Consider the following 25,386-nt stretch of genomic DNA (forward strand, 5'->3'; position numbering starts at 1 on the left):
GTAAGATTTGCGGTAGAAAGATTATCTCTCAAACTGAAATTAGTCGCTTAAAAAAAATCACATAACTAAAATCGGGAAAGTTTATTCTCAAATAAAATATGAATTATGAAATTGATTCAATCATAAATGTTTCTTATACCAATTCAATAATTTGAAATTGATATAAGAAACTAGTTTAATAAAAATCAATCTCAACAGCGCAGCCTATCCAAACTCTAAATAATACTTATTTACTAGCTCCCCACTAGTCCCAAAATCATAATCCCTCCCAATAGCTTCATAATCAATATAATTCGCCAAATGCTCAGGAATATCATAATATCCCAAATCTACTAAAGCATATCCCAACTTCTCATGATCGTTCATTCCTGTATCATCCAATTCAATAATAGTTACTTCAGCCCCTCTATTTTCCGCAATGACCCGAACAACTTCATTTGGATAACCCATATACTCTTCTAAACTATCATATCTTTCTGCTAAAGATTGAGGAAAATCATACTCTCCAACAGAAAAAGGCACGTCATAATCAGTAATAAAATATTCTTCATACGAATAACCAAATTCATCCACAAACTCATTTCCCACACAAATCGTTTGATACGCTTGTGCCAAGTCTTCCTCATCAAATGGAAAGTGTAAATATACACCTAACAAAAATCCTTCATTATAAGCTTTCAAATTAGTTAAATATATCCAATGATTGCTATCTCCTCCAACTCTTTTCCCATCTTGCTCCATCATCATTTCTTCCGTTACTGTTACTAATTCCATCTTATTCTTCCTCTCTTTGTCTTTTTGACCATCCATTTTGTTTCGAGCTGAGGCGCAGGTTGTTAGGATGCAATCCTGACGATTTTCTCTTCTCTTTTTAGTTTTCAAAGTTTATGTATCAACTTTCAATGAATGGTTCATTTTGCTCTTTCGCTTTCGGCGCAATTGACACAGCAATTTTTTTGATTGACGGAAAGGACGAAGTATTCGAAGGCTTGCCTGATTCCTTGTAGGCAATCAAAAAAAATTGCTAAATTGCATCGTCCGAACTCGAAAGGGCAGAATGGAACATGACAGAGAGACATACGGTTGGAAAAGTAAAACACAAAAAAAAGAAGCTTGCGTATGCAAACTTCTATCAACTCATCGTCTTTAATTGTTTTTGTTTTTCTCAATATCTAAAATGCTATCAATGACATCTAAAATCTCGTCTTGCTGAGAAGATAAAGATAACTTATTCATGATTCTTGTTTTCTTATCTGCTGTTTCTATATTGAAAGAGAAGAATGTAGGATAATCAATTTCCAAGGCTGAAATTATCTTATCAAGAGTTTTCAATTGTAGATTGCTACTAACGCCTCGTTCCACTCGACCTAAGAAATTTGAATTGATATCTGCCTTTTGTGCTAGCATTTCTTGACTCATGCCTTTACTGATGCGAATCTCTCTGATTCTTTTTGATACTTCACTATCAAGCTGCATTGGATTCACCTCTAATGTTAAATTTGTCTTCCTCTTAACTAAGATTAAACTGTTTCTGCTCAAAATATCACATCTCAAAAGTACGATTAACTATTATTGCAGTTCTTAAAAGTACGTTAACGTGATATAATAGTACTTGTTCAGAAAAAATACAGTAAATATTAAAAGGAGAGTGAGTATTTTATGAAAAATACGAAGAACAAGAACATGGTTAATGCAACTGAACAAAAATACCGCGCTAAGATGGTAAAAGGAAAGAAAGGCTGGCTGATTAAGGGAATGCTATTTTCTACCTTATTATTTGGCGGAGCATTCTTAGTAGAGTCAGAAACTGTACAAGCTGCTGAGTGGCAAGTTAATTCAGTGGAAACAATCAAAGCAACACTAAAAGAAAATCAATCATCCTATACATTTGTTGAAGGAGATACCTTCTATAATATTGCGCTCGCTGTGAACGTAAAATGGGAAACCTTAATGACCGCTAATGGATTTGAGCTAGGCTCTCAATACTCTGTACCCGTTGGAACAACGATTTCTTTTGATGGCTCCAAAATGACTGTCACTAATGCAGCAGGAGAAGTTATTAGCGAAACACAACTTAACAACAATGATAAAATTGATACAGCACAGCCATTTGCTGGACAAGCTACAACAAATCAACCTGCTAAAACCAATACAGCTACTAACAATAAACCGAATGCCTCTCTTCCAATAACTAAACCTTCAACGCCATCAAAAAATCCTACAGCAGATAAAGAACAGGCTGAATCTCAACTGGAAGAAGTTGAAAAGGATAAGGATCAGGTTGAAAAAGAGAAAGAGGAAGTTGAAAAAGAACTGGCAGCTCTTAATGAAAGCAATAACGGTACTTTATTAGATTTACAAGCAAAACGTGATGATTTACAACAAAAAGTGGAAGAGGCACAAACAGCCTATGATCTTCAATTGGCTGCTGTAACAAATGTAGAAGCTAAAGTAGCTGAGGCTACGACAGCTCAAGCCGCTGCTCAAACAGCCCTAGAAAATGCCCAAACTACACTTGCAACTGCTCAAGCAAATGCAGATGCAGCTCAGAATCGTGTAAATGATGTACAAGCACAAATGGACGCTTTAACAGAACAAGCAAACACTGCAAATGATGCTGCAGCTCAAGCAAAACTAGCTGCCTTGCAATTAGAAATGGATGCTGCACAAGCGAATTTAACAGCCTATCAAAATGAGTTAAATATAGCCACTGATAACTTGGCAACTGCTCAAACGAACTACGATACAGCAACAACACAATTAACAACTGTAGAAGCTGAACTTGCCACAGCACGAGCAAATGTAGAAGCTGCTCAAGCAGCTTTAATAACAGCTGAAACAGAACTAAATAGCTTGCCTGAAACGGTGACAGCTTCAACAGTAGAAGAAGCAAAAAAACTCCAAAAACAATTAGCTGATTTTGAAGCACGTCTCAAAGAATTAGATACACAAATTACGACATTAAAAGATAAAATTGAAAAACTGGATCAGCAAATTGCACAACTAGATCAACAAGCTGACCAAAGCAAAAAAGATTTTGAAGAGATTAAAGACTCCACCAATAATATTGTAGAAAATTTACCAGATGAAACACCAGTAACCAATGCAAACGATACAGCGAATAACACAGAAAAGGAATTGCCAGAAATAAATAATGGTGGTACAACAACGCCATCTAATGAAGATAAATATGTGACGGTGAACATTGATGAAGCTGGAAATGTACTAACTGACTTAACAGGCTATGTAAAAGTATCAGAATCAGAAGCAATTAAAACAGTTGAAACCTTACCAAATGGGAATACAATAACCACTTATACAACAACCGTTACTTACCATAAAACGACCAACGCAGATAAATCCGTAACCTATCATATTGATGAGACAGGAAATCCAATTGATGAAGCAGATTTGGTTAATTATGTTGAACTAAGCCGAGATAATAGCGTAACAGTTGAAACCTTGCCAAATGGAGATACTGTAACAACCCAAATCACGACGATTATTTATCGTAAAGCGAACAATACAGATAAGCATGTGACGATTACGATTGATGAAGAAGGCAATGTCATTACTGATTTAACTGGTTACACAAAGGTTTCCGAATCAGAAGCCATTAAGACAGTAGAGACGTTACCTAATGGTGATACAGTGACAACCTATACAACGACGATCACTTATCACAAAAACGTAAATACTGATAAACATGTAACCATCAATGTAGACGAATCTGGAAAAGTTCTCACTGACTTAACAGACTATGAAAAAGTATCAGAATCAACGCCAGTAAAATCAGTTGAAACGCTACCTAACGGAGATACTATAACAACTTATACTACTACTGTGACGTATAAGAAAAAAGCTGCTCCAACTGATCCAATTATTGATAATATTTTATCCTCTACTGATAAAAAAATTACTGATATAAAAAACCAAGTTAGTAAAGATGATACAGCTGTTTCGCTTGAACAAGCTCGTGAATTAACGGATGCTGAATTAACATCTAAAGTTGCCGAAGAATTTGCTAAAATGATTCAAGCAGAACAAGCAAATTATAACTACAATCAAACAAACCTAACAGAAGATACCATCGTTGGTGATGCTACATCATCTCGTGCTGTAGAAGTCATGTATAACTTCGATCATGCAAGACCTAACAACGATTTGGATGATGGCACATATAGATTATCTTACAAGACTGGTCAAACACAAATGATTAATTCAACAGAAAATATTTCCCAATCAACCATTTCTGCATCAAAAGTAAATGGTGATTCAGATACCTTAGCAAAACTAATTGCACAAGCCATGTTCCAACAATATATCGAAGAAGAACGTGCTGCTTACCTATCTGGTAATACAGCTGCTGCAATGCACTATTCTAATATTGTCGCTAAAGGTTATACAGATATGTCTGTTGGTGTATTCTTAGTGAAAAAAGGTAACAGCTACATTGTATCAACAACCGTTGTTACTGGTAATCACAGAACAGCAAAATAATACTCGTTTCTAGGTGGCAGTTATTTGTCACCTAGTTTCATTAAGATTAAGGAGGCTCATTAAATGGAGCTTATTAAAAGTATTTGGAAAACATCTGGTTCATTAAAGAAATCAGCTTATCTCAAAATTTTCACCTTAATAAATTCAACACTAATCATTATTTTTTTAAGCGTTGCTATTCTGGATAACATCCAAAGAATTTCAGCGGTCATGCCCTATCTCAGCCACTCAGAAGCTAGAACAGATATTTATCACTATGTCTTTCAGATTATAGTTGCCCTTCTCGCTTTTGGTATTTATCTCTTTTTAAACATTCGATTCTATCCTTTTGTTCAACCTTGGGTAACATCACTTTTACTTAAAAAGCCACAAATCAAAATGTCTATTAATCAAATGAAACAAGATTATCAAAAAGGACATAGTAAAGAACCTATCACGAGACAAGAAACAACTGTCACAACAGGTGTTGAAAAAGATATGTTTGGCAACGCAAAATGGGAGACTAACATTTCTGGCAATGTCAAAGTAGATAATTCAGGAGTTCCGATACCTAAAACAACGACGATCGTTTCGCAATCTACAACTACAGAATCAAGAACAATGAATGGCGTTAAAGAAGCTTATCAAGAAGCAAATGCCAAAGGGTTTGCTTACACATTACGCCTATTTTTTGGAATGTTACTTTGGTTGCTATCATGGTATTTTTCGTTTATCTTAGGATGGTTTGTAATAGATTTATCAAAAACTAAATAAACATAGGAAAAGATAGCTTAGATTATATACAAAATAAGCATGCAAACAGTAAAATTTGCATGCTTATTTATTTTAGTAATATTTAAATATACTTCTTAATTTCCTACAATATGAATTACATAAATAATGGCGCAATCAATTCATATAACTTATTACCACTTTCCGCAGCTGTTAAAGCAAGCGGGACTGTTTTTAGTAAAGTTTGAACTGTACCAATTGCTGTCTTCAAAACTTCTTTCTTTGGTTTTTCTTCCACAGTTTCGGATTCAATAAGTTGGATTTGAGAAAATAATAGGTCTTTTAAAGTTTCATTATCTACTAATTCTTTTTCAAGATTAGTTTTTAACTCTGAAATCACATTGTCAACTTCTGATTTATTGATTTGAATATTCTGAGTTGCATTTAAAGTACTATTATCATTAGATATATTCACCTGAGCTTGACCGCCGCTTATATTTATCATAAATTTACTCTCCTCATCATATCCCATATCTGTAGAAATATCAGATAGGTATAAATTTATCCCCTCTACAAAAGGCATTACAACACGATTTCCAAATTCTTTTACCATATCTTGATATTTTCTAGAAGATGTATATCCCCATCCCAATTCAAAAATATGAACTGAAGGATTGTCACTAATGAATTTCAAGATTTGATAAACCCAACTAATCTCTTGCTCTAGTGTATCACCAGTTGGCAAGACTGAGCGCCCATAACTTCCAGATACTTGTTCAACTTCTGCTTCTAAGTTTGGGTATTCTTCATAAATACTTTGAATATATTCATTAATTATAGGTGTATCGTCGATGTATTCAATAAACATTCTTACAATTGAATTAACTTCACTAACACGAGCATTTATGACTCTTGAGGCTAATTGTCTAAACTTTCTACTTACTTTTTTTAGTTCTTTCTTATCAATTTCCATTTTGCATCTCCCCACAGAACGGGCAATATCCGCCCTCCATTTTTAAGCTTGGTCTAATTTTAGCTTTCTTATGACAACAATCATATGTGTGAATTTCAAAATTATCTAGTTGCGATACTAATGGATCTATGGGGTCTTTTTTTAAATCTGAACCACGTTTAAATTTTATGTTTCCGCTGCTTTTAAATGTTTTACTTATTTCCTTACCAAAATCGTTGAGCATATCTGATACATGATTATTAGCCATTTTCATAACTATATCAATTACTTCATCAGTAATTAAACTATCGGGATTTAAACCACAACTAGGACACCAAATTTGTAATTGCGACTCATCCTCGAAATCAGTAGGTGTCATTTTAAAGAATTCACTGCATAATGAGCATTGTAAAATGACAAATCCCTCTGAATCAGATGGAACAGAAATATTAAATGTTACATTATCCGACACGAAACCACATCCTTATTGTTAATTATTTAAAACTAAACAGATTATATTCATTTTATCATAAAACATTAACAAAAGAAGCTTGTATAGTCGGTTTCTATACTACATTACAATCACAATACAATTTTAATGTAGTTTTACATCAAAAGATCATCATCCCCAATTTTCAGCTCATCTTTACACTCATTATTTTCTCTCCAATATTTTTTATTACCTTGGTGAAGTTCTCCTAATTCAATACCATTATATATCAAATCTTCACCATGAAAATCTTCATAGTACTCCCCAACCGCAACACCCTCCAAAAAGGATGAACCCTCTTCTCCCCAAAACTTTTCTTTTTCAAGTGCCATAATATGTTTGCGATGCTCTTCTTTTAGAAAAACTATCGGATTATTAATCATGTACTCAAGCTTACGATTATAACGTCGATCATACTCACTATCATTAACGTCTTCAAAAATTGAGTGGTAAGCATCTAGATCAAATAATTTCAAAAACAAATCTTTTTCTATTTGTGGTGATTTCAAAAAGTCATACTTATCATCAGTGTCAAAAACATTAAAATGTTTTTCTACTCTTTCTTCATTAATTGATTTAGCTATCTCTACAATTGGAATTTTGGTAAATTCAGGAACTTCATTTCTTTTGTTCTTAACCATTTCCATAAAAGTTGTTCTATCTACTCTTTCTTCTGGCTCCAAATAAGAATTTAAATATCTGTATAGTTCTTTATTTTCCTTAGAAGTATTTTTGGGAACAGTCACAACATTTCTTCTTTTTGGTACGAATGTTGTCTTATCAAACCAATTATTCTCAATTCTTTTCATATTGTACTGGATAACTTTTTCTACATCGGATAAATAATATTTTGACCCTTTAGTCTGACCAACTTTTTTAACTTTTTCTTCTTCTTCCCTAAATTCATTGTATAACCTCACATATTTACGCCATGTTGTTTCACCTATTACATGATCACCAAAGCTAGAGTAGCCTACCACTTCATCAACCATATCTAAAATTTCTTGAAGATTAAGAAGTTTATTTCTTAAATCTGATTTAGCCATACTACCCACTCCTTCATTTCTCATTATACCAAATCTCAACAAAATTAAAAGTGTATCGAATTATTTATCGTTATTCAAAACGTTGATATAAAGCCTTTTTATATAGATTTATCGAAAAACAGATGCTATTATAAGTCTTGTAATTCGATACGCGTATACAAATTACAAAACAACTTGATCTTTGAATACTGAATGCATTCATAATCAATAGATCAAAAAATAACGGCTTGTGCTAGCTAAGAAAAATAGCACCGATGAGAGAACTTGATCTCTCATCGCAAAGGAGTACTAATGGCACTAAAAGCACTGAATAAAATAAAAAGACCCGTTCAGATTGAACTGGAAGCAATTCAAAAATGCTGGAAGCTAGAGGCTCTATCACAAGAACCTTACTATGCACACACAGATGAACACCATGTAACACCACTGGGAACTAAGACAACTGTTGTTATCACCTCTGATAGTTTCGATTATGGTGAAAAAGGCTCTGAACTGAATCTTTTCGAAAAACTTACAATCAAAACACCAGTGGAAATGAAACCTGCACAATTCGACAAACGTCAAGAAGTAAAAATTGTTTCCTTATCAAAAGCTACAACGTATGGAGACTATCAAAATCAGTTGTCCCTTGAAGGTATCTTAATGGATGCTAAAGAATATGAAACACGTCTAAAACAACAACAAAAATAAACCAGATAATTACAGAGCTGATTCATTCAGCTCTGTATCAAGGAGGGTTTCACATGAAAAAGAATTCCCCTGTTCCTCAGGCTTCCTCAAACGCAAAAGTAATGAGTGTCGCTCACCGCAATCTAAATTACGGTGTCAGTCTAGTAATCATCTTGATTGCAGCCTTCGCAGTTAATCGTATTATTATGCATTACAGCCAATCTATTTTACATGGTTGGGGCTATGACAAGCTGAAACTACTGCAAGTACTTCTAATCGTTACTTTCATAGTCTCTATTGTTGCTCTGCTACTGATATTTTCTGTAAAGTTTAGCATTAGAAAATACGGAATCAAGCGTTCTGTTTGGTTATTCAACATTTATCGATCTCTCGATAAACAACTAGTAGATGCAAAGCTATATTCAGAATATGCAAGCCGTGCCAACGGTCAAAAGTTAGCTAAAACACCCAAGATTCAGTTGCAGTGGTTAGACAGTCAGCAACGTTTGATTGTGCAACTAAAATCGTCTTTACAGCTATCTGAAAAATTGTTAAAACTCAATATTTCACCGGCTCTAAAAGACTTCGTTTTAGAAAACTATTACTCAAGTGAAGATAATAATTGGATTGTCTATGAATGTTATCAAGTAAATATTGATACACAAATTATTGCTCAGTCACTTGATGAATTTAAACATGTAATCTCAAACAATCGGTACACTGTCACTGTTGATAAAAACTTAGAATATGAGCTACATCATTCGATGTTGGTCGGGCAAACGGGCAGTGGTAAATCATATGGGCTGTACAGCTATGTACTTCAAGGTCTTCTAAAAGATTGGAATATGTATATCGCTGACCCAAAAGCCTCATCGATGAGTATTGTCGGTGAAATGATTGGTAATAGTGCCAGCTCTGTTGAAGAAATCTTGTCTCTGTTAGAAACATTCGATAAAGGCATGCAGCAACGAAAAATGGTACTGAGAGCAAGATTACATGAGGGTTTAGATTTATCTTACAGCGATTTTCACATGAAACCAAACGTCTTTATGTTTGACGAGTACGCTTCATTCATCCAATCACTAAAAGTGGAGAAAAAAGATGTACGTGATAAAGCAATGAAAATCATTACAAATATTATTCTAGAAGGTCGCCAACTAGGCTGTTTCATCATTATTGCACTTCAAAAAAGTGATGCGGACATCGTAAATACACTGATTCGTGATCAAATGATTTTCAAATGTGTCTTAGGCGATTCCGAAGATTTAACTTATGTCACCACATTTGGTCAAGGTGTTCAGATTCCAAATGCAAAAATGGTTACTGGCAGAGGCATCTATACGCTATCTGGAAAAACCAACAAGCCTTCATTGTGTTCTATGCCTCGGCTATCTTTTAACATCTATGAGGCAATTAAGAGCTTAACAGCGACTAAAAAAGTGAATAATGATTAAGTTTCGCTCATTACCATGCAAAAACATTCACATCGCCTGTGCTGCGCAGCAGCTAAAGGCGGTGTGCCAAGTGTGGGCATTAGTAATGACCCACACTCAACAACTAACACTTGTTGTTGTCGATGAAACAATTAATTGGAAAAGAGGTGTCTAATGGCAGTAACCGTAAAAGTAGATGAAATGAGTCTAGTGTTCACTTCATCTGAGATTGATTCACTAGATGATTGGCAATCTCAAGCACAGCATCTTGTAACACTGATCGATACGATCTTAGAATTGAGCACTGTATTTGATAGACCATCTATCAGTGAAAAAGGATTTGCAGGCTATACAACTGTGCTTAAATATGATAATGATAAAGCTTTTATGCTACAGGTGTGTTACAACGAAATGATGCCAAACATGGGAGTCTATGTACATTTTTCTGGACAAGCATTTAGTAAATACTTGTTCACTAGAGATGTCATTGCATCCAAAGTCATACAGGATTTCAAAAAACTGGAAGACTACTATGAAGGGGCTGCTCATATTTCAAGGATTGATATTGCCATTGATTTTCTTGATGAAGGTCTTTCTGTAGCGACTATCTATGATCGTCTAGTAAGTGAGGTTGACTATCTTGTAGACAAAAATGATCGCAAAAACAGTAGTAAAATTAGCGCCGTTGTCAACAATCAGATTGTTAATACCATCTACGTCGGATCAAAAAAGAAAAATACTCGCTTACTTATGAGAATCTATGATAAAAAGCTTGAACAGCTAGATAACGCACAACATGCAACCCATTATACAGAAGCAAAGAGCTGTGACGATTGGGTGAGGTTTGAAGCAAGCTTTAGGCAAATGTACGCTCATCAAATTAGTGAAGAGCTTGTAAAAATTGAAACGAAAGAAGAACTGAGCGGCTTTCTTTTTAGCACCTTCTGTGAAAAATATCGTTTCTATAATGTATTCGATGAAACCTATACCACATTAACTAAAGTCATGCTCGCTTATTCAGATGGTCTCTCAGATATCCTTGACGGACGAAAACCACAGGAATCAAACTTAGAGGTTTCAATTAACTACCTCTGTACTGGTTCAGGTTTAATGCCTACATTCTATAAAATCTATGATTTCTACGGACAAAAAGGAATTAACAACTTCATTGGCTACCTATTCGACTACTACAATAATGCCTATGAAGCCAATAGAGATGCTTATAACTACATCATGAAATATCGTGAAGAATATCAAGGAAGAAAGAAATTTCCATGGCGCGATCTATCATTGAAAGGAGGTGAAAAAGATGGAAAATCGTGATCTATTAGCATTCCAAGCTCTTAACCAAGAAATGACCAATGAGTATTATCAGAGCTTAGATGAATCGCTCAAATTCAAGATGTTTCTAGTAGCTGAATACATGAATGATACCCTTCAATATGCTGACGATTCTACTTCAATGGAATATCTGTTTGAATTGTGGGATTGGTATTGGGATATGATTCAGACACATCCAAATATCGATGATCAACTTGAATTAGAAAAAGAATACTTTAATGACCTTCTAATTGATGATCCAGAAAATGTGCTCATCAGCGGTTACTTCAAAGTGATGTTCTTTTCACTAATTATCGAAAGGAATAAACTAAATACTCACTATTCAGCCGACGAAAGCAAAGAATAGTGAGCGTTACAAACATTATGCGGATAGCAGTAGTACTACCCACTGCTGCTATTATCGCATGTTTAAGCGATGAAAGAAAGTAGGTATCTTATGTATAAAAACAACATGGTCTCAAGAGTAGACCTCGAAAAATTAGGATTTAAAAAGCATCAAGCTACTACGATTATTCGACAGGCTAAACTTAAACTTGTAAACAGTGGTGTAGCCTATTATAATAATAAAAGAGTGGGAATTGTCCCACGAAAAATAGTTGAAGAAATTATCGGTGTTCCTCTCGAATCGGAGGAATAACGAATGGCAAAAACAAAGTATCCTTGTGTCTATCAAGATGCTAAAGGTCGTTTTTCATATCTAATTGAACTTGGTTTAGACAAAACCACTGGCAAACGGATTCAGAAAAAAGGGACGAAGGATCAATTAGGGAAACGTTTTGCAACCGCTAAAGAAGCGCATAAAGAAGTGACTAGAATTAAAAGTGAGTACATGAAAAGAAATGGCTATGCTAACTATGACTTGACCTATGATGAATTTATGGAACATTCCTATATTCCTCATTATAAATCATCTGTTCAGCGTAGTACATGGAGCTCTCGTGAATGTGGACTAAAGCAAATCACTGATTACTTTAATGACAAAAAGCTACGAGATATCTCTGTAGTTGATTGTGAAGGCTATCGAATTTGGTTACTAACCAAAAGTGGCTACTCCCAAGCGTATAGCTCGCTCATGTATGGCATGTTTCGCAAGTCATTAGATTACGCTGTTTTATTAGAGTTTCTCACTGAGAATATCTCTAAACGAACAAAAGCAATCCCTAAAGGAAAATCAATTGTAGCTTATTGGACAAAAGAAGAATTCGAAAAAGTATTATCCGTCATATACAAAGAGGATTTCTACGAGCATATGTGCTTCACGATGATTTGGTTGTACTATATGACAGGTATTCGAGTCAGTGAAGGCTTAGCATTAAATTGGAACGATGTTGACTTAAAACGTCAAAAATTACGTATTCATCATACATTAGATATGAAGAATCATAATGACTTCGCCAGAAAGCCTTATACTAAAACTGAGAGTGGTATGCGTGTTATCTCATTAGATGATGATACTGTTCGTATCTTGGCAGAATGGAAAAAAATCCAAAAGAAGCATGGTGTAGAACAATTCATTTTAAGCTATACTGACTTGCCATTGTATCGTTCTACCGTACAACGTGTCATTGAACGCTATGCAAAATTGGCTAAAGTTCCTGCTATTCAAGGCAAAGGATTGAGACATTCTCATGTCAGCTACTTAATCAATGAATTTAACGCTGATATTCTAGTCGTCTCACGACGATTAGGTCATTCTAGCCCAGAGATCACACTCAAGCATTACGCTCACCTGTGGAGCAGAAATGATGAAGGCATCGCCGAACAAATGACTGGCAATATTCAATTTACTTTTGCTAAAGAATCAAAAGTTGCCATTTTTAATGGAAATCAGGCAGTAAAATTTTAACCCTACCATTTCCCTACCAAAACGATGTTTTCTGGTGAAAAACGTTGATATAACAGTGTTTTAAACTTGAAAATTACGTGGAGTGGGAATAATAGACAGGTGAATCACTCACAAACCTATTGATTTATAAGGGTTTCTTCACCATAGAATTATTCCAAAAGAATAAAATCATGCAAATTTGGTAGCTTATGTGACCACATTTGTAACCAAGAAGTCCGCCAGTAATGGTTGACTTCTTTCTATATAAGTGGAAAGTTCCATAAAAAATATAGAACCTCTTTTAAAATAAAAATAGATTGGAGAATTATTCATGAGTAAATCGGTTAATTTGGACTCTGTTGTGCAAATTATTGATTCAGGTGACGAAAATTTGTTAAAATCTTTTTTAAAGTTAGAAGACAATGGTTTTTCTTATACTAGAAATAATGGAATGTCAGTAACTGAAATAGATGATCTTTTATTATTATCAAAATACTTAATAGCTCAAACTTGTTTCAGTCAAAAAAATGGCTATTTCATTGGATATGTAGTGAACACAGGTATACGAGAAGAATTTGATGTTTTACGTTTTAGCAATGATACAATCTTAAATATTGAATTAAAGCATGACCTTCCATCTGGTGGTTATGAAGAAATCAATGATCAGCTAATTAGACATCGCTATTTGTTAAGCATTCTTGAAAAAAAAACAGTTTTGTGCACCTTTATCAATAGTTTAAATAAATTACTTTTATTAAAAGAAGATAATACTTTAGTTGAAATTTCTTTTGAAAGTTTGGCTAATATGATCCCATATGATTATATTCTAAAAAATGAACTAGAAAATATCAATTTATCAAGCCTTATAATTTCTCCGTATTCGCAACCAGCTCAATTTGCAAATCATCAATATTTTTTAACCGATGAACAAAAAGAAGTACGCAAAGATATTTTAACTAATAATCAATATAATAAATTTGGATTAATTGGGGGACCCGGTACTGGTAAATCAATGGTTATCATTGATTTAGCTAAGGAGTACCAAAGACTTGGCGGAAAGGTATTAGTCATATTTTGTGCTTCTTTACCTAATTCTAATGAGATTAGCACTGCACTTGACTTAAATATACTTTCTATAAAAAACATAACAGAAAACATTTTAAATGCTCACAATATCATTTTGGTTGACGAAGCTCAAAGACTATATAAAAATCAATATGACTGGTTAATGAACACAAATAATAAAAAAGTTATTTTCTCAGTAGATCATCAACAAACACTACATCCTGAAGAAAAAAAACTCTACATTGAGAACCAACTGAAATCAAGTCCTGATATAAAAATCAAAGAATTGAAAAAAAAAGTTAGAACTGATTTGGTAATGTCTTCTTTTATACAAAAATTTTTAAATCTAAAAGCAAAAGGAGTCCAACCGTTTGATTATGATAACGTAAACGTTGTCTACTTTGAAAACAAACTAGATGCAGGTACGTATATAGAATATATGCGTCAAGAAGAAAACTACGTCTCTATAGAGCTAACAGAATATGTAACAAAAACAGGTAATAATTTGAAAAGACCAAAAATATGTATGTCATCTGAAACATCACACTCTGTAATTGGAAAAGAATATGATAATGTTCTTGTGCCTTTGGATAAATATTTTAAATATGATGAAGATGCAAAGTTAGTATCTACATACACTGAGTATTACCCTTATTACGAAGATAGTTGCATTTTCGAAGCTCTAACTAGAGTGAAAAACAAATTGTTATTAGTTATAATAAATAACCCCCAATTGTATATAACAACTCAAGAAATATTAACTTGGAAAAACGACAAATTATACAAGCCGTAATTCTTTTAGCCTCATCATTTAAGCATTGTGATTTTGTGAAATAATAAATCATTTTTCATTTTGGAAAAACCGGAAGTTACAAGCCATTCCTAAATTCGTTGTGGCCTTAGACACCGACTAAATATGAGAAAAGCGACTTACCCTTTTTTGAGTAAATCGCTCTTTTTTAACTACTTTCTTCAACATCAGTAAAAACAGATGAAGTAAAAAATTTTCGGAGTTGTGGTAATTTGCTTAATTGCATTACTAGCAAACAAGATAGAATCTTATCAAAAATGCTATCTGTTACAGCGCCAATATAAGCAGCTATAAACATGGCAACACCTGAACTTCTAACTGCTAAAATTAGAACATCTGTAATCGAGTTTGAAAAACCTCCGTACAAAACTAAGCGAATACAAACACTCACTAGCGAACCAATTAAAGAAATTAGAATACCAGTTACTACCGCTTGAACCACATTAAACTTACGTCTCGAACATAAATTTGCCACAATTGCATTAACCATACTAGATAGGCCAAAGGCTAAGGCTGATGGTCCGTGTATTATCGCTAACAATAAATGAGTAGTGAAGCCTGTGATAACCCCATATCTCATCTTAAAGTTTACCGCAATAAAAATTGTGCCTATTCCACTTAGATAGACTAAAGGAATATTCAAATAGGCAATAGCAGAACCAAGAATAACATTCATCCCTACCGCAATAGCACACAAAAGAATCACTTTAATATCCATTTTTCTATTCATCAAAACCCTCCTTTCAAAACTCTTATTATACAGCTCACCTAGTCACATTATGCCTATACCGTTTATTACAATAAAATAGCTGACTATTAACAATCAAATAAACGGAGGAAAATCATGAATAAACTATTATTAGATACAAAACTACTTGAAAACAAAGGAAATCTATCAAAAATCTGGGGCGTTCCAATAAAAACAAAGTTGAGTCCTAAAAGAAAAAGAGAACTACAAATGAAAGACCCCAAACAGTTTGAAGAATTACAAGCAGAAAATGAAGTCATTGAACAAATCATACAAGCAACACTGCACGAAGAAAGAAACTCATTAACCTCGGTAGAACAAAAAACTTTTAAAAATAGAATTCTGGGAAATTGGCCTATTAATGAAGCTAATGCAAAAGGAATCGAATACTTAGTTGGCATTTATTATGAAAAACCAGAACAAAAAATCATTGCTATCTATGAAGTAAGTAGCTCTGAACTACTAGTAGATCCTAAAGCTGTTCATAAGAAACGTGTTAAATGGGCAAATGGGCAGTCTATTGAATGCATTACAGATTTTAAAAATTGCAAAATAAATAAAACTATTGAGAATCTTCACAGAACTTTTAATACCCCACAAAGACTTATTTTTCAATAGATTAATGTCATACAGTTGTTTATCTAAACAAGGCATCTTAGATTAAAATATCTTCCTATATTCAGTTACTCTCCTTAGGTTGCACCTCTAGTCCGTATGCTTCAAGTGCAACCTTCATATCATTGATGACATAATCTCGCATATGCTTAGGAGAAATCACCTTGACCATTTTGCCTTGACTTAACAGCCACATTTTCATACCGTACCCATCATTTACTTGCATTTCGATTTGGTAGATCCCGTCCTTCTCACTAATTATTTTAGAATCAGGGAATCGTTCCAATACATAGATTGGGTCATAATTAAACTCAATTACCATTATAATAGGCTTTCCTAAAAATGGAAAAGCTGTTTGTTTTCTTAATGCTCCACCTTCAAAACGCTCTTTATATTCCATTCTCACATTCGTTTTAACTACACGAAGATTTTCTATATTACTAATCCGAAATTTGTTCAAATCCTCTAAATACTCATCATCTTTACCTGATTGACTTGATGTTATCACATAGAAGTATAAATCTGAGAAATAAACTGCGTTAGGAGTCCTTTGAAACGTCTCTGTTTGACCATTTTTTGTATACTCAAATTCGACAACACTTCTTTTAAGAATAATTTCGCAAATCAATTCAACCTTATCGATTAAATCAATTTCAGAAACACCGATATAATGGAACTTTTCATTTTTAAAGAAATAATCAAATTTTTTTTGATTTCCTACCATAGAAATCAATTTATTATACAGTCCATCTAGCTCTCTATTATTCAGTGAGCGACTGGCTAATAAAATCTTCAATATAATAAACAGTTCTTTATCAGTAAGACTTTCATTAGACTTTATTCTATCAAAGCCTTTTAGTTTGTAATATCCTTTTTCACTTCTATCAAGCGAATGAACTTCCAAATACTCCTCAAAATCATCATGATTAACTTCTCTATTAAGAAATCGTTCCTCTGCTTTTTCTTCTATAGCATTTTCAATAATCGCCATATCTCGCCGAATAGTAGAGCTATCTTTTCCATAAAAATCCATCAACTCACGTTTCGTAAGTTTTTCTCCGTTCAATAATTGAAGAAATATCATCAATACCCTTTTTTTACTATTCAACTACTCTTCTTCCTTATTAATCAAATTGCTTATTTTTATACACTGAATCAACAAATCTTCCTTTTCTTTTGGGGAAAGATTATTCACCTTCTCAATTTCGGCATTTTCTTCCACATCAAATTCAAAAAATTCTTTATAAGACATTCCAAATGCTTCAATTATTTTGTCCAATGTCGGAACAGAAAGATTGAACTTTCCATTCTCTATTTTATTAACATATCGTGCATCTAGTGAAGCTGATAATGATAGCTTTTCTTGGCTAATGCCCAGTCGCTTTCGCAAAGTTTTTATTCTCATTATTAAGACAGAATTTAAATCAGTCATTGTAATCATCTCCTCACTACAATGCTAGTTTTTTACGCTCAACAAAACTACTGGCAAATGAATTAATAAAATATAGCTATTTTTGACTGTTTTTGATAAAATTAAATAGGCAAGTAATGCCCAGCAAGAAATGTATCATGTTATTTAGATTATTTAGGAGGAATTAGAAATGAAAAAAATATTAAAAGCATTAGGGATAATCTGTTTAAGTACAATAATTTTAACTGGTTGTGGTGGTATTACAAAAGAAGTCAGTATTAAGGATGGCACATATTACCGCTATGGTGGAAACATCAAGGTCAAACTTGTTGTTCAAGGTGATGAAGCACTTCGCACAGTGAATTTTGAAGGAGAGTCCGCAGAAACTGGTGACATTGATACTAAAGAGAGCACTATCATTTGGGATGATGGTACTACAACCTCATATGTTGCTAAAGATGACACTGTAGAAATTGAATCAAGTACTACTGGAGAAATGCTAAAGTACTTTAAAGAAGGCAGCATTAAGCAACAGAAAGCCGAAGATGATTGGAGCAAAGAATAAAATGAAAAAAATACTCTTACCAATTATTTTATTAATCACCCTATCTGGTTGTGGGCAAAAACAAGGAACCGAAGAAACAAAAAATAGTAGTTCCCGTGTTGGAGTAAGCTCAACAAAAGAAAGTAGCTCTCAACAGCTCTCAACTGAATCAACTATCCAGTCTAGCAGCTCTACTACTCAATCTAGTGAAGATAAACAACTCTCGCTTACTGAACAAGCTACAGAGGTTGCCACAAAAGTTGCAGAGGATTTCAAGAAAAATATTATTGGAACTTTTGAATATACTGATACAAGTAGTTGGGGAAGTACGGTTTCAATGACCTTCAAGGAAGATAATACAATTTTAATGACTGAAACAGACACCTCATTTCAAAAGACTAATTTAAACTACGAAGGTACTTATGAAATCAAGGTTAATCCAATAGCATCTAACCTATTAGATATTATTGACAAAACCGAACCTGAAAATTTATCAGAAGTGACGAGATCATGTTTAAAAATAGAAACCTACGAAGAATATGTTTCATTTATGGACAGTTATCAATCTAGTATATATGAAAATAAATACTTGCCGGTAGATATAAAAACAACAGTAAAAGGATATATGAGTAGAGATATAAACGAAGAAAAAAATACCGAAGCTAAATTAAGTTACAGCAATTTTAAGTTAGAAATGTCTTCAAATACATCTATATTTAAAAATGCTGGGCAACCTTCTTTAATAAAAAAATAAATCAAATAAATTTACCTAAGGAACGTCAGTCAAAATTTGGCTGACTTTTTTTTATTCATCTAATTTTTACAAAATTTCAAGTAATTCATTTTTCTTACCTTAAATCAAAAATAAGTCCTAACCTCAAATATTTCACAAGATAAATAAATTATTTAATCATTTTATTTTATTTTTCTAACTAAGTACTTCTTTCGAGAAAAATAATAGCTTTAATCTCGTACGTTATATTAAAAAATCACTATAGACAAAGGTAATTTGAGCATTTATGATTGAGTTAATAGCAAGAGAAATAACGGTTGGAGTGCTGTTTTCCAGCCACATAAACGAAAGATCTGATCAGTCTAAAGTTTTCTTTTTAATAAAAGTCGCGTGTAATTAAGCGTGCCAGAGGATGTCGTCGAAAGATGAGTCTATTTTAGTTATATTAATAGTCAAAAAATCCAAAAAGCGACAGTATTTTCGTCACTAAACACGAATTATAATTAACTTAAGGAATAGGAACTTGGTCACTGCCTATCCCTTTGACCAAAAAAAACTGCTTATTAAGAGAAGAAACGTACTTTTCTTGTTAGAGCAAATACATTATATGGAGGTCACCAAAATGGTTGACAACAAGCCTAAAAATGAAACTACAAACAAAGAAACCGTTCAAACAGAAATCAATAATGTAATTAAAGCACTCTCACCCTTCACCCTCTCTTCCGTTTCAGCAATAATCGATTTAACTAAAACGGCAGATGGAACACCTATATCTACCCCAGAAATGCGTGTAGATGTTGAAAAAAGTCGTATTAGAACAGTTTGGCAGGAAGAGACTGAGCGTGACATCATGATCGTGGGATACGATCTAAATGCAGTTAATGCTCTCGAAACATATGGAGCCTCTATTGAAGCAATCACACCCGTCACTGTTTTGTTACCACTCGATTCAAACAATGGTGAGCTTCGCTCTTTAGTGAAAAAACAAGAACTTGGTGACATTAGCTTCATTAATTTTCAAGCTAAACCTGCTATTCAACGTTCAGGTACATTTTCTTCATTAACAATCGCTTTTTCCGCTGATGGAATTAACATTCTCAAAGAAAGAAAGGATGTCTAGCAATGGATAAATACGAGATATTAGTCGCTTTTTTTGAAAAGAGTTCTGATGATATAGAGAAACTTCCTGATTATTTAGAGGAAGCCTACCCTAATAATTCTTATTCACCAAAAGAACTTTATATCATTGATGTATTAGAAGAATATGCCGAAACATTAGATTTAGCGCTAGAAGAAGTTGTGAGAAAACTGAGTGCTTAACTAAACTCACAATAATTTTGCCTTTTCAAGGCTATAAGTAGATATGATTTCATACCAAATTCTTTCGAAATGATTGACTTGTCTCATTTCAATAGGAATGAAGGACTTGTTTGCTTAGTGCTATCCGATTTCCGTCAACCGAAACCGAATTAGATTGTTGTTACCTGCTTCTATACTCATTAAAGAAGGCCCTCGAGGCCTTCCATGAGTTGTAGAAGCAGTTGCTATCAATCATGCTTAATGAGTGTTAGAGGTTGTGAGCGTTTGAGGACTTGCACTGGTTCAAGCAAACACTTCATTGCTATTGAAAAGACTTAGGTCAATTTGAGAAAAGAATTTTTGAAATCATTATATCTACTTAGCCAATTGAAAAGTGAAAAAAATAATTGATTTTTTTATCCAAGCTACTCAATTTTTCTTATATTACTGCCATTTAGGGCTAGTTTAAATGGCAGTAATATTTATCCAAGAGTAGCCAAAAGCCAATCACACCTGCATTTTAATTTTCATTTGGATAACTTTCAAAATAAGTATTTATCCAAGAAAGGACGAACACTTTATGAGTACAGCACTTAAATGCACCAATATGATGTATGTCAACCAACTCCCTTTTCTAGAAAAAAATGGAGTACCTACCGATTTACATGAATTAGCCGAATATATTGAAAGAAAAATTAAGCCATTCGAATACGCTCTAATTCTACATGATCGTGATTTAAAAGACGGAAAACCCGTTGAACCGCACATTCATGTTGCTTTACGTTTCAAAAGGCAACGATATCTCCATGTTGTTGCTAAAGAATTTAATGATGAACATGTTGCTAATATCGCAAAATGGGATAGAAACTATAAGAATTTGTACAGCTATTTAGTTCATTTTTCAAATGGAGTCAAGATGAGTAAAACTCCCTATAAAAATTCAGAAGTTGTCGCTTCTTTTGATTTTGATAAGTTCATTGAAGAAACTGTCGCAGAAGTTTTCAAACCAAGAAAAGAGATAATAACTGATTTACTAAATGATTACGGATATGGCAATATTTCTCTTGAAGATATTAAGGAAGAATTAACACCTCTAGAATTTTCCAAAAATAAAAAACATATCGATACAATAAAAAAAGACCTATTAATTACAGCCGATTTTGAATTTTTTAAAGAGGAAATGAAAGAAAGTAAACGAAAAATTAAAACCTACTTTTGCTTCGGAGAAACTGGTACAGGTAAGACTTCATGGGCAAAAAATTTTGCACATGAAAAAAATATGTCCTACTATATCACAGGTTCAAATCGTGACTTGTTTTCTAATTATGAAAACGAACAAATAATTATCGCAGATGATTTGAGACCTGAGACGCTCCCATATGAAGAAATTCTTAAATTAACTGATCCATATAATTTCGAGGTCTCCGCTGGTAGTAGATACTACGACAAGAGATTGGTTGCTGAAATTATCATTATCACAACACCATATTCTCCTAATGACTTCTATTTTGCTTCTAAAAGTTCAGAAGATACCTACATTGTTGAGACAGAACTAAATAGAGTTAAAGATGTGGAAACAATGAACCCTGATTCACCCGAGCAACTTTTTCGTCGCATTAACCCAATGGAATTTACAAAAAATTCTATTATTCCTCATTTTTGGGATAATGATGAAAAAAAATTTAAACTTTTGAATGAATATGCGCAAGAGAATAAATGGTCTAAACATAATCCATTTCCTTCGAAAAACGAACTTATAGAGGATTTCAGTAAATTGTTTGGAGATATTGAAAATGTCTAATTTATGGAAAAATGTTTCAAAAGAAATTACTCGAAGAGAGCAGAAACATTCATTATCTGCTCTCTCAATTAGTTCAGAGTTCCAAGAATTATTTGAATTAAGTCCGTCCACTCTTCTTGATTTTCAGCAAGTAAAAAAATGGAGACAGAAGAAGTTTCCTCGCAAGAAAGGATTTCCAACAGAAAAAAATTATGAGTCTCACCAACAATTCTATGAACGCTACAAAAAGGAATTTCAAGCAACCATTGACCCTCGTCGCTCGCTTGATAAAATGCCTTAAAGGAGCTGATTATTATGACAAAGAAAAAAATTGACAGAACAACAGGCTATAACGGCATCTATTTATACGACCCGTCTGCTACACCAAAAAGATATTTTATTCATTTCAGATTTGGGAAGAATATGAACACAGGCAAGTCAATTGTCATTAAACGTATGGTTGGAAAAGACAAAAAACCTATTTATTCACTCAAAGAAGCTCAACAATTTCTCAAAGAGCTGAAAGAAGAAGCCGAAAAAGATGTAAAGCTTAACTATGATAACCACATGCTATTTTCTGAATTTATGAACCGAGTCTATATCCCCTCTTATAAAACTGATGTTGAATCCAGTACTTTTTTACGTGCTGAAGGAACTCTCGAAAAAATACGAGATAGATTCGGACATAAGGCACTGAAAGATATTAGCACTCATGACGTACAAGAATATCGCACTTGGTTACTGACTCCAAAAGAAGAGAATGGAGCAGGTCTAGCTCAAAGCACTGCTGCTCTTACTTTTGGAATGTTTCGGAAAACCTTAGATCAAGCTGTTGAATTAGATTACTTAGAATCTAACGTATCAAAGAAAATCAAAGCTATTCCAAAAGGGAAGGCCTCTGTTCCTTTCTGGACGAAAGAAGAATTTGAAAAAGTCATTGCTCAAATTTGTATTGATGATTACTATCAACACTTGAATTTTATTATGTTATGGACCTACTTTACAACTGGTGTACGAGTTAATGAAGCTTGCGCACTCTATTGGTCTGATATTGATTTTGAAAAGAAAACACTGAGTATTCAACATATGCTTGAAATCAAAAATAAAGATATTTGGGTTAGAAAAGATTATACAAAAACAGAAAGTGGAAAGCGAATTATTTCGTTAGATGATGATACACTTCAAATTCTGAAAGATTGGAAGATACGACAATCAAAACAATGTACCTCTAATTTCATTTTCAGCTATGATGGAAACCCAATGCAGAAATCAACAATTGCTCGAATTATTGAGCGTTATTCAAGACTGGCTGGAGTTCATAGAATTCAAGCAAAGGGTTTAAGGCACTCTCATGCCTCGTATTTAATCAATGAGTTTAATGTGGATATTCTTATGTTAAGTAAAAGATTAGGTCACTCAGGACCTGAGATTACCCTGAGACACTATTCTCATTATTATCCTAACCGTGATGAAATAATTGCGGAGAATATTACAGGAAATATCAAAATACAAACTTCTAAAGAGAATCAAGTTAAATTTAATGGGAATCAAGTCCTCAGATACTAAATTAAATTCTAATATAATGGCTATTTGATGGTATAATTAACGTAATGAAATAATTATTGTGAAAAGGGGAGCAGCCATGTCTGATTACAAAACATATTTAAAAATGTCGTTGTCTAAAATTACTAGTATACTTGATGATAGTGGAACAAGGCCTATATTATTTATTGGATCGGGGATATCAAGACGTTATATTGGTGCCCCCGATTGGGAAAACTTATTAAAAAAATTGATTGAGTTGAATCCAAAAATGACAATGCCCATTGGCTATTACACACAGCAAACTGACAGTGATTATCCTAAAATTGCTAATATGTTAATTGAAGAGTATCAAAAATTTGCTTGGGAAGAAAAAGATACAGGTATATTTCCTGAAAAGTTATACGATAGTCAATCTGGTAAAAACATTTTTTTGAAGTATAAAATTTCCGAATACTTAAATAGTTTAGAAAATGAATTTAGTATTGAAGACCATGAGTATGAAAAAGAACTGAAAGCTTTAAGCATACTTAACCCCCATGCGATAATTACCACTAATTATGATAGATTATTAGACAAACTATTCCCTAATTTCAAAGTTGTAGTGGGACAACAAGTTATAAAACAGAAAAATTCTACCTCTATTGGACACATTTTAAAAATACATGGTTCCACTGATGAAATAGAAGAAATTATTATTTCACAAGATGATTACGATTTTTTTAATCAAAAACAAAAATATTTAAGTGCTAAGTTATTAACGTATTTTATGGAGCACCCTATTTTTTTCTTTGGTTACTCTATAACAGATGAAAATATCAAAAGTATTCTAGCAGATATTTCTGAAATAGTATCTGAAAATTCTGATCAAATTGTCGAAAACATTTGGTTTGTAGAATGGAAAAAAGATAAAATTGATCCTGACTTCGCTCCTCCTACCGATAAAACTGTTGATTTAGGTAATGGAAAAAGCATAAGAATAAATTATGTACAATTAAATGATTTTATAAATATTTTTGAAAAATTATATCAACCTTCTCTGGTTGAACTAAGTGAGCTACGTGACCTCCAAGATAACATATATAACATAGTAAAGAGTAAAACCATCAGTAATCTAGAAGTAGATATGGTAAGTATTCAGCCAGTAAACACTATAGAGAAGATTGAGGAATTTATCGGTATTAATTCTAAAATACAAGATGAAAATAATCATAAAACTCTACTCGGTTTAGCTACTATTACAGACCCAGAACAATTTTTATCTAGATTCCCACTCAGATTATCTGAAGTTGCAGAAAAGCTTGGTTATGGTTATTGGTACCATGCCAATTTACTAATCAAAAAAATCTTCGAAGAAACAGGTGTAGATTTAAAAGCAAATAATAATGATTACCACGTTGATATGGGAACTCCAGGTCAAAGTCAGCACAGGTACTCAAAAGAAATGGTTGAGTTACTACTACTTGTAAGAGATGGAAAGACCTATCAATTAAAAAATGTGTAACTCTCACTGTGACCATCCTTTTGCATAATCATTTCTACTTTACCCATTTCAAGCAAACATAAGAAACAAAATCTTGAGTTGAATTGTAAGTCTGATATAATTAATATTGTAACCCTAAGTGTAACCAGATAAAATATAATCCAAAACTATACCAATACTCGCTTACTTTTTAACCCTAGCGGATTGGTTAGAGTGGGAATAAAGAGCCAACATAATAAGGATGGGGAATGCCGATAAATCAACGTTTTTCAACTTATGAAATGCTTGATTTTCATTAAAAATGATATAGTTCCCTACCATTTTCCCTACCAAAATAAACCCCTGCTAAGATGATACTCGGCAGGGAATTTTTGTGTTCTTATTTTTC

General features: G+C 33.2%; 26 protein-coding genes. 18 read left to right on the plus strand and 8 right to left on the minus strand.

Going from position 1 to position 25,386, the window contains the following annotated elements; all coding sequences use genetic code 11:
• Nucleotides 1-204: 204 nt before the first annotated feature.
• Together AC5KOD_RS06475 and AC5KOD_RS06480 are read right to left on the minus strand one after the other, a co-directional pair.
• Nucleotides 205-774: an antirestriction protein ArdA gene (locus tag AC5KOD_RS06475; RefSeq protein WP_496913725.1), complete on the minus strand. Its 570-nt coding sequence runs from the start codon at nt 772-774 to the stop codon at nt 205-207.
• A gap of 372 nt (nt 775-1,146) precedes the next feature.
• Entirely contained in the window at nt 1,147-1,476 is a 330-nt protein-coding gene (locus tag AC5KOD_RS06480) for a helix-turn-helix domain-containing protein (protein WP_069641135.1), read from the minus strand.
• Between the two features lie 183 nt (nt 1,477-1,659).
• On the opposite strand from AC5KOD_RS06480, the gene AC5KOD_RS06485 reads away from it, so the two are divergent.
• Both AC5KOD_RS06485 and AC5KOD_RS06490 read left to right on the plus strand, forming a co-directional pair.
• Nucleotides 1,660-4,500 carry a LysM peptidoglycan-binding domain-containing protein gene (locus tag AC5KOD_RS06485; protein ID WP_496913726.1) on the plus strand — a complete coding sequence of 947 codons (2,841 nt, stop codon included), beginning with the start codon at nt 1,660-1,662 and terminating at the stop codon, nt 4,498-4,500.
• A 63-nt stretch (nt 4,501-4,563) separates the two neighbouring features.
• Nucleotides 4,564-5,253 carry a hypothetical protein gene (locus tag AC5KOD_RS06490; protein WP_496913727.1) on the plus strand — a complete coding sequence of 230 codons (690 nt, stop codon included), beginning with the start codon at nt 4,564-4,566 and terminating at the stop codon, nt 5,251-5,253.
• 115 nt (nt 5,254-5,368) lie between these two features.
• On the opposite strand, the gene AC5KOD_RS06495 is transcribed toward AC5KOD_RS06490, so the two are convergent.
• The 3 genes from AC5KOD_RS06495 to AC5KOD_RS06505 all read right to left on the minus strand — a co-directional run bounded on the left by AC5KOD_RS06495 (nt 5,369) and on the right by AC5KOD_RS06505 (nt 7,699).
• Nucleotides 5,369-6,184 carry a hypothetical protein gene (locus AC5KOD_RS06495; RefSeq protein ID WP_496913728.1) on the minus strand — a complete coding sequence of 272 codons (816 nt, stop codon included), beginning with the start codon at nt 6,182-6,184 and terminating at the stop codon, nt 5,369-5,371.
• Nucleotides 6,174-6,635, minus strand: coding sequence for a TFIIB-type zinc ribbon-containing protein (locus AC5KOD_RS06500; RefSeq protein ID WP_496913729.1), 462 nt, complete (start codon nt 6,633-6,635; stop codon nt 6,174-6,176). The genes AC5KOD_RS06495 and AC5KOD_RS06500 overlap by 11 nt, the downstream gene beginning before the upstream one ends.
• Before the next feature lie 134 nt (nt 6,636-6,769).
• Nucleotides 6,770-7,699, minus strand: a complete 930-nt coding sequence (locus tag AC5KOD_RS06505) for a hypothetical protein (protein WP_496913730.1) — start codon at nt 7,697-7,699, stop codon at nt 6,770-6,772.
• A 291-nt stretch (nt 7,700-7,990) separates the two neighbouring features.
• On the opposite strand from AC5KOD_RS06505, the gene AC5KOD_RS06510 reads away from it, so the two are divergent.
• From AC5KOD_RS06510 to AC5KOD_RS06540, 7 genes are all read left to right on the plus strand, one after another.
• Nucleotides 7,991-8,389, plus strand: coding sequence for a hypothetical protein (locus tag AC5KOD_RS06510; protein WP_496913731.1), 399 nt, complete (start codon nt 7,991-7,993; stop codon nt 8,387-8,389).
• Between the two features lie 53 nt (nt 8,390-8,442).
• The gene (locus AC5KOD_RS06515) at nt 8,443-9,822 is read left to right on the plus strand and encodes a hypothetical protein (protein WP_496913732.1); all 1,380 of its coding nucleotides are present in this window, start codon (nt 8,443-8,445) and stop codon (nt 9,820-9,822) included.
• Between the two features lie 153 nt (nt 9,823-9,975).
• A complete protein-coding gene (locus AC5KOD_RS06520; RefSeq protein WP_496913733.1) occupies nt 9,976-11,124 on the plus strand; it encodes a replication initiation factor domain-containing protein in 1,149 nt (382 codons plus the stop codon).
• Nucleotides 11,111-11,488, plus strand: coding sequence for a hypothetical protein (locus AC5KOD_RS06525; RefSeq protein ID WP_496913734.1), 378 nt, complete (start codon nt 11,111-11,113; stop codon nt 11,486-11,488). Before AC5KOD_RS06520 ends, AC5KOD_RS06525 begins: the two co-directional genes overlap by 14 nt.
• Before the next feature lie 90 nt (nt 11,489-11,578).
• The gene (locus AC5KOD_RS06530; protein WP_086330727.1) at nt 11,579-11,779 is read left to right on the plus strand and encodes a DUF3173 family protein; all 201 of its coding nucleotides are present in this window, start codon (nt 11,579-11,581) and stop codon (nt 11,777-11,779) included.
• A gap of 3 nt (nt 11,780-11,782) precedes the next feature.
• Entirely contained in the window at nt 11,783-12,988 is a 1,206-nt protein-coding gene (locus AC5KOD_RS06535; protein WP_496913735.1) for a tyrosine-type recombinase/integrase, read from the plus strand.
• 310 nt (nt 12,989-13,298) lie between these two features.
• Nucleotides 13,299-14,825 (plus strand): DNA/RNA helicase domain-containing protein, encoded by a 1,527-nt coding sequence (locus AC5KOD_RS06540; RefSeq protein WP_496913736.1) that lies wholly within the window; start codon nt 13,299-13,301, stop codon nt 14,823-14,825.
• A gap of 166 nt (nt 14,826-14,991) precedes the next feature.
• Here the strand turns inward: AC5KOD_RS06540 and AC5KOD_RS06545 are convergent, their stop codons facing one another.
• Nucleotides 14,992-15,573: a hypothetical protein gene (locus AC5KOD_RS06545; protein WP_496913737.1), complete on the minus strand. Its 582-nt coding sequence runs from the start codon at nt 15,571-15,573 to the stop codon at nt 14,992-14,994.
• A 114-nt stretch (nt 15,574-15,687) separates the two neighbouring features.
• Here AC5KOD_RS06545 and AC5KOD_RS06550 point away from each other — a divergent pair, with 114 nt between their 5' ends.
• On the plus strand, nt 15,688-16,209 hold the full coding sequence (locus AC5KOD_RS06550; protein WP_496913738.1) for a hypothetical protein: 522 nt from the start codon (nt 15,688-15,690) through the stop codon (nt 16,207-16,209).
• 61 nt (nt 16,210-16,270) lie between these two features.
• On the opposite strand, the gene AC5KOD_RS06555 is transcribed toward AC5KOD_RS06550, so the two are convergent.
• Nucleotides 16,271-17,314, minus strand: a complete 1,044-nt coding sequence (locus tag AC5KOD_RS06555; protein ID WP_496913739.1) for a helix-turn-helix transcriptional regulator — start codon at nt 17,312-17,314, stop codon at nt 16,271-16,273.
• Nucleotides 17,315-17,638: a helix-turn-helix domain-containing protein gene (locus tag AC5KOD_RS06560; protein ID WP_496913740.1), complete on the minus strand. Its 324-nt coding sequence runs from the start codon at nt 17,636-17,638 to the stop codon at nt 17,315-17,317.
• Nucleotides 17,639-17,807: 169 nt separating this feature from the next.
• Here AC5KOD_RS06560 and AC5KOD_RS06565 point away from each other — a divergent pair, with 169 nt between their 5' ends.
• The 8 genes from AC5KOD_RS06565 to AC5KOD_RS06600 all read left to right on the plus strand — a co-directional run bounded on the left by AC5KOD_RS06565 (nt 17,808) and on the right by AC5KOD_RS06600 (nt 25,019).
• Complete coding sequence (locus AC5KOD_RS06565; protein ID WP_496913741.1) at nt 17,808-18,182, plus strand: hypothetical protein; 375 nt, start codon at nt 17,808-17,810, stop codon at nt 18,180-18,182.
• The gene (locus tag AC5KOD_RS06570) at nt 18,163-18,915 is read left to right on the plus strand and encodes a hypothetical protein (RefSeq protein WP_496913742.1); all 753 of its coding nucleotides are present in this window, start codon (nt 18,163-18,165) and stop codon (nt 18,913-18,915) included. Before AC5KOD_RS06565 ends, AC5KOD_RS06570 begins: the two co-directional genes overlap by 20 nt.
• Nucleotides 18,916-19,516: 601 nt before the next feature.
• A complete protein-coding gene (locus AC5KOD_RS06575) occupies nt 19,517-20,014 on the plus strand; it encodes a hypothetical protein (protein WP_496913743.1) in 498 nt (165 codons plus the stop codon).
• A gap of 2 nt (nt 20,015-20,016) precedes the next feature.
• On the plus strand, nt 20,017-20,214 hold the full coding sequence (locus AC5KOD_RS06580) for a hypothetical protein (protein WP_496913744.1): 198 nt from the start codon (nt 20,017-20,019) through the stop codon (nt 20,212-20,214).
• A 559-nt stretch (nt 20,215-20,773) separates the two neighbouring features.
• Nucleotides 20,774-21,994: a Rep family protein gene (locus AC5KOD_RS06585; RefSeq protein ID WP_496913745.1), complete on the plus strand. Its 1,221-nt coding sequence runs from the start codon at nt 20,774-20,776 to the stop codon at nt 21,992-21,994.
• The gene (locus AC5KOD_RS06590; RefSeq protein WP_496913746.1) at nt 21,987-22,274 is read left to right on the plus strand and encodes a hypothetical protein; all 288 of its coding nucleotides are present in this window, start codon (nt 21,987-21,989) and stop codon (nt 22,272-22,274) included. Before AC5KOD_RS06585 ends, AC5KOD_RS06590 begins: the two co-directional genes overlap by 8 nt.
• Nucleotides 22,275-22,288: 14 nt before the next feature.
• Complete coding sequence (locus AC5KOD_RS06595; RefSeq protein WP_496913747.1) at nt 22,289-23,539, plus strand: tyrosine-type recombinase/integrase; 1,251 nt, start codon at nt 22,289-22,291, stop codon at nt 23,537-23,539.
• A gap of 76 nt (nt 23,540-23,615) precedes the next feature.
• Nucleotides 23,616-25,019 (plus strand): SIR2 family protein, encoded by a 1,404-nt coding sequence (locus tag AC5KOD_RS06600; protein ID WP_496913748.1) that lies wholly within the window; start codon nt 23,616-23,618, stop codon nt 25,017-25,019.
• Nucleotides 25,020-25,386 lie beyond the last annotated feature (367 nt).

It is taken from the genome of Vagococcus sp. WN80Y (assembly GCF_059621045.1).

Excerpts from the sequence above, each read along its gene's own strand:
- AC5KOD_RS06475 (WP_496913725.1), bottom strand. The coding sequence starts at position 774 with ATGGAATTAGTAACAGTAACGGAAGAAATGATGATGGAGCAAGATGGG.
- AC5KOD_RS06480 (WP_069641135.1), bottom strand. The coding sequence starts at position 1,476 with ATGCAGCTTGATAGTGAAGTATCAAAAAGAATCAGAGAGATTCGCATC.
- AC5KOD_RS06485 (WP_496913726.1), top strand. The coding sequence starts at position 1,660 with ATGAAAAATACGAAGAACAAGAACATGGTTAATGCAACTGAACAAAAA.
- AC5KOD_RS06490 (WP_496913727.1), top strand. The coding sequence starts at position 4,564 with ATGGAGCTTATTAAAAGTATTTGGAAAACATCTGGTTCATTAAAGAAA.
- AC5KOD_RS06495 (WP_496913728.1), bottom strand. The coding sequence starts at position 6,184 with ATGGAAATTGATAAGAAAGAACTAAAAAAAGTAAGTAGAAAGTTTAGA.
- AC5KOD_RS06505 (WP_496913730.1), bottom strand. The coding sequence starts at position 7,699 with ATGGCTAAATCAGATTTAAGAAATAAACTTCTTAATCTTCAAGAAATT.
- AC5KOD_RS06510 (WP_496913731.1), top strand. The coding sequence starts at position 7,991 with ATGGCACTAAAAGCACTGAATAAAATAAAAAGACCCGTTCAGATTGAA.
- AC5KOD_RS06515 (WP_496913732.1), top strand. The coding sequence starts at position 8,443 with ATGAAAAAGAATTCCCCTGTTCCTCAGGCTTCCTCAAACGCAAAAGTA.
- AC5KOD_RS06520 (WP_496913733.1), top strand. The coding sequence starts at position 9,976 with ATGGCAGTAACCGTAAAAGTAGATGAAATGAGTCTAGTGTTCACTTCA.
- AC5KOD_RS06525 (WP_496913734.1), top strand. The coding sequence starts at position 11,111 with ATGGAAAATCGTGATCTATTAGCATTCCAAGCTCTTAACCAAGAAATG.
- AC5KOD_RS06530 (WP_086330727.1), top strand. The coding sequence starts at position 11,579 with ATGTATAAAAACAACATGGTCTCAAGAGTAGACCTCGAAAAATTAGGA.
- AC5KOD_RS06535 (WP_496913735.1), top strand. The coding sequence starts at position 11,783 with ATGGCAAAAACAAAGTATCCTTGTGTCTATCAAGATGCTAAAGGTCGT.
- AC5KOD_RS06540 (WP_496913736.1), top strand. The coding sequence starts at position 13,299 with ATGAGTAAATCGGTTAATTTGGACTCTGTTGTGCAAATTATTGATTCA.
- AC5KOD_RS06545 (WP_496913737.1), bottom strand. The coding sequence starts at position 15,573 with ATGAATAGAAAAATGGATATTAAAGTGATTCTTTTGTGTGCTATTGCG.
- AC5KOD_RS06550 (WP_496913738.1), top strand. The coding sequence starts at position 15,688 with ATGAATAAACTATTATTAGATACAAAACTACTTGAAAACAAAGGAAAT.
- AC5KOD_RS06560 (WP_496913740.1), bottom strand. The coding sequence starts at position 17,638 with ATGACTGATTTAAATTCTGTCTTAATAATGAGAATAAAAACTTTGCGA.
- AC5KOD_RS06565 (WP_496913741.1), top strand. The coding sequence starts at position 17,808 with ATGAAAAAAATATTAAAAGCATTAGGGATAATCTGTTTAAGTACAATA.
- AC5KOD_RS06570 (WP_496913742.1), top strand. The coding sequence starts at position 18,163 with ATGATTGGAGCAAAGAATAAAATGAAAAAAATACTCTTACCAATTATT.
- AC5KOD_RS06575 (WP_496913743.1), top strand. The coding sequence starts at position 19,517 with ATGGTTGACAACAAGCCTAAAAATGAAACTACAAACAAAGAAACCGTT.
- AC5KOD_RS06580 (WP_496913744.1), top strand. The coding sequence starts at position 20,017 with ATGGATAAATACGAGATATTAGTCGCTTTTTTTGAAAAGAGTTCTGAT.
- AC5KOD_RS06585 (WP_496913745.1), top strand. The coding sequence starts at position 20,774 with ATGAGTACAGCACTTAAATGCACCAATATGATGTATGTCAACCAACTC.
- AC5KOD_RS06590 (WP_496913746.1), top strand. The coding sequence starts at position 21,987 with ATGTCTAATTTATGGAAAAATGTTTCAAAAGAAATTACTCGAAGAGAG.
- AC5KOD_RS06595 (WP_496913747.1), top strand. The coding sequence starts at position 22,289 with ATGACAAAGAAAAAAATTGACAGAACAACAGGCTATAACGGCATCTAT.
- AC5KOD_RS06600 (WP_496913748.1), top strand. The coding sequence starts at position 23,616 with ATGTCTGATTACAAAACATATTTAAAAATGTCGTTGTCTAAAATTACT.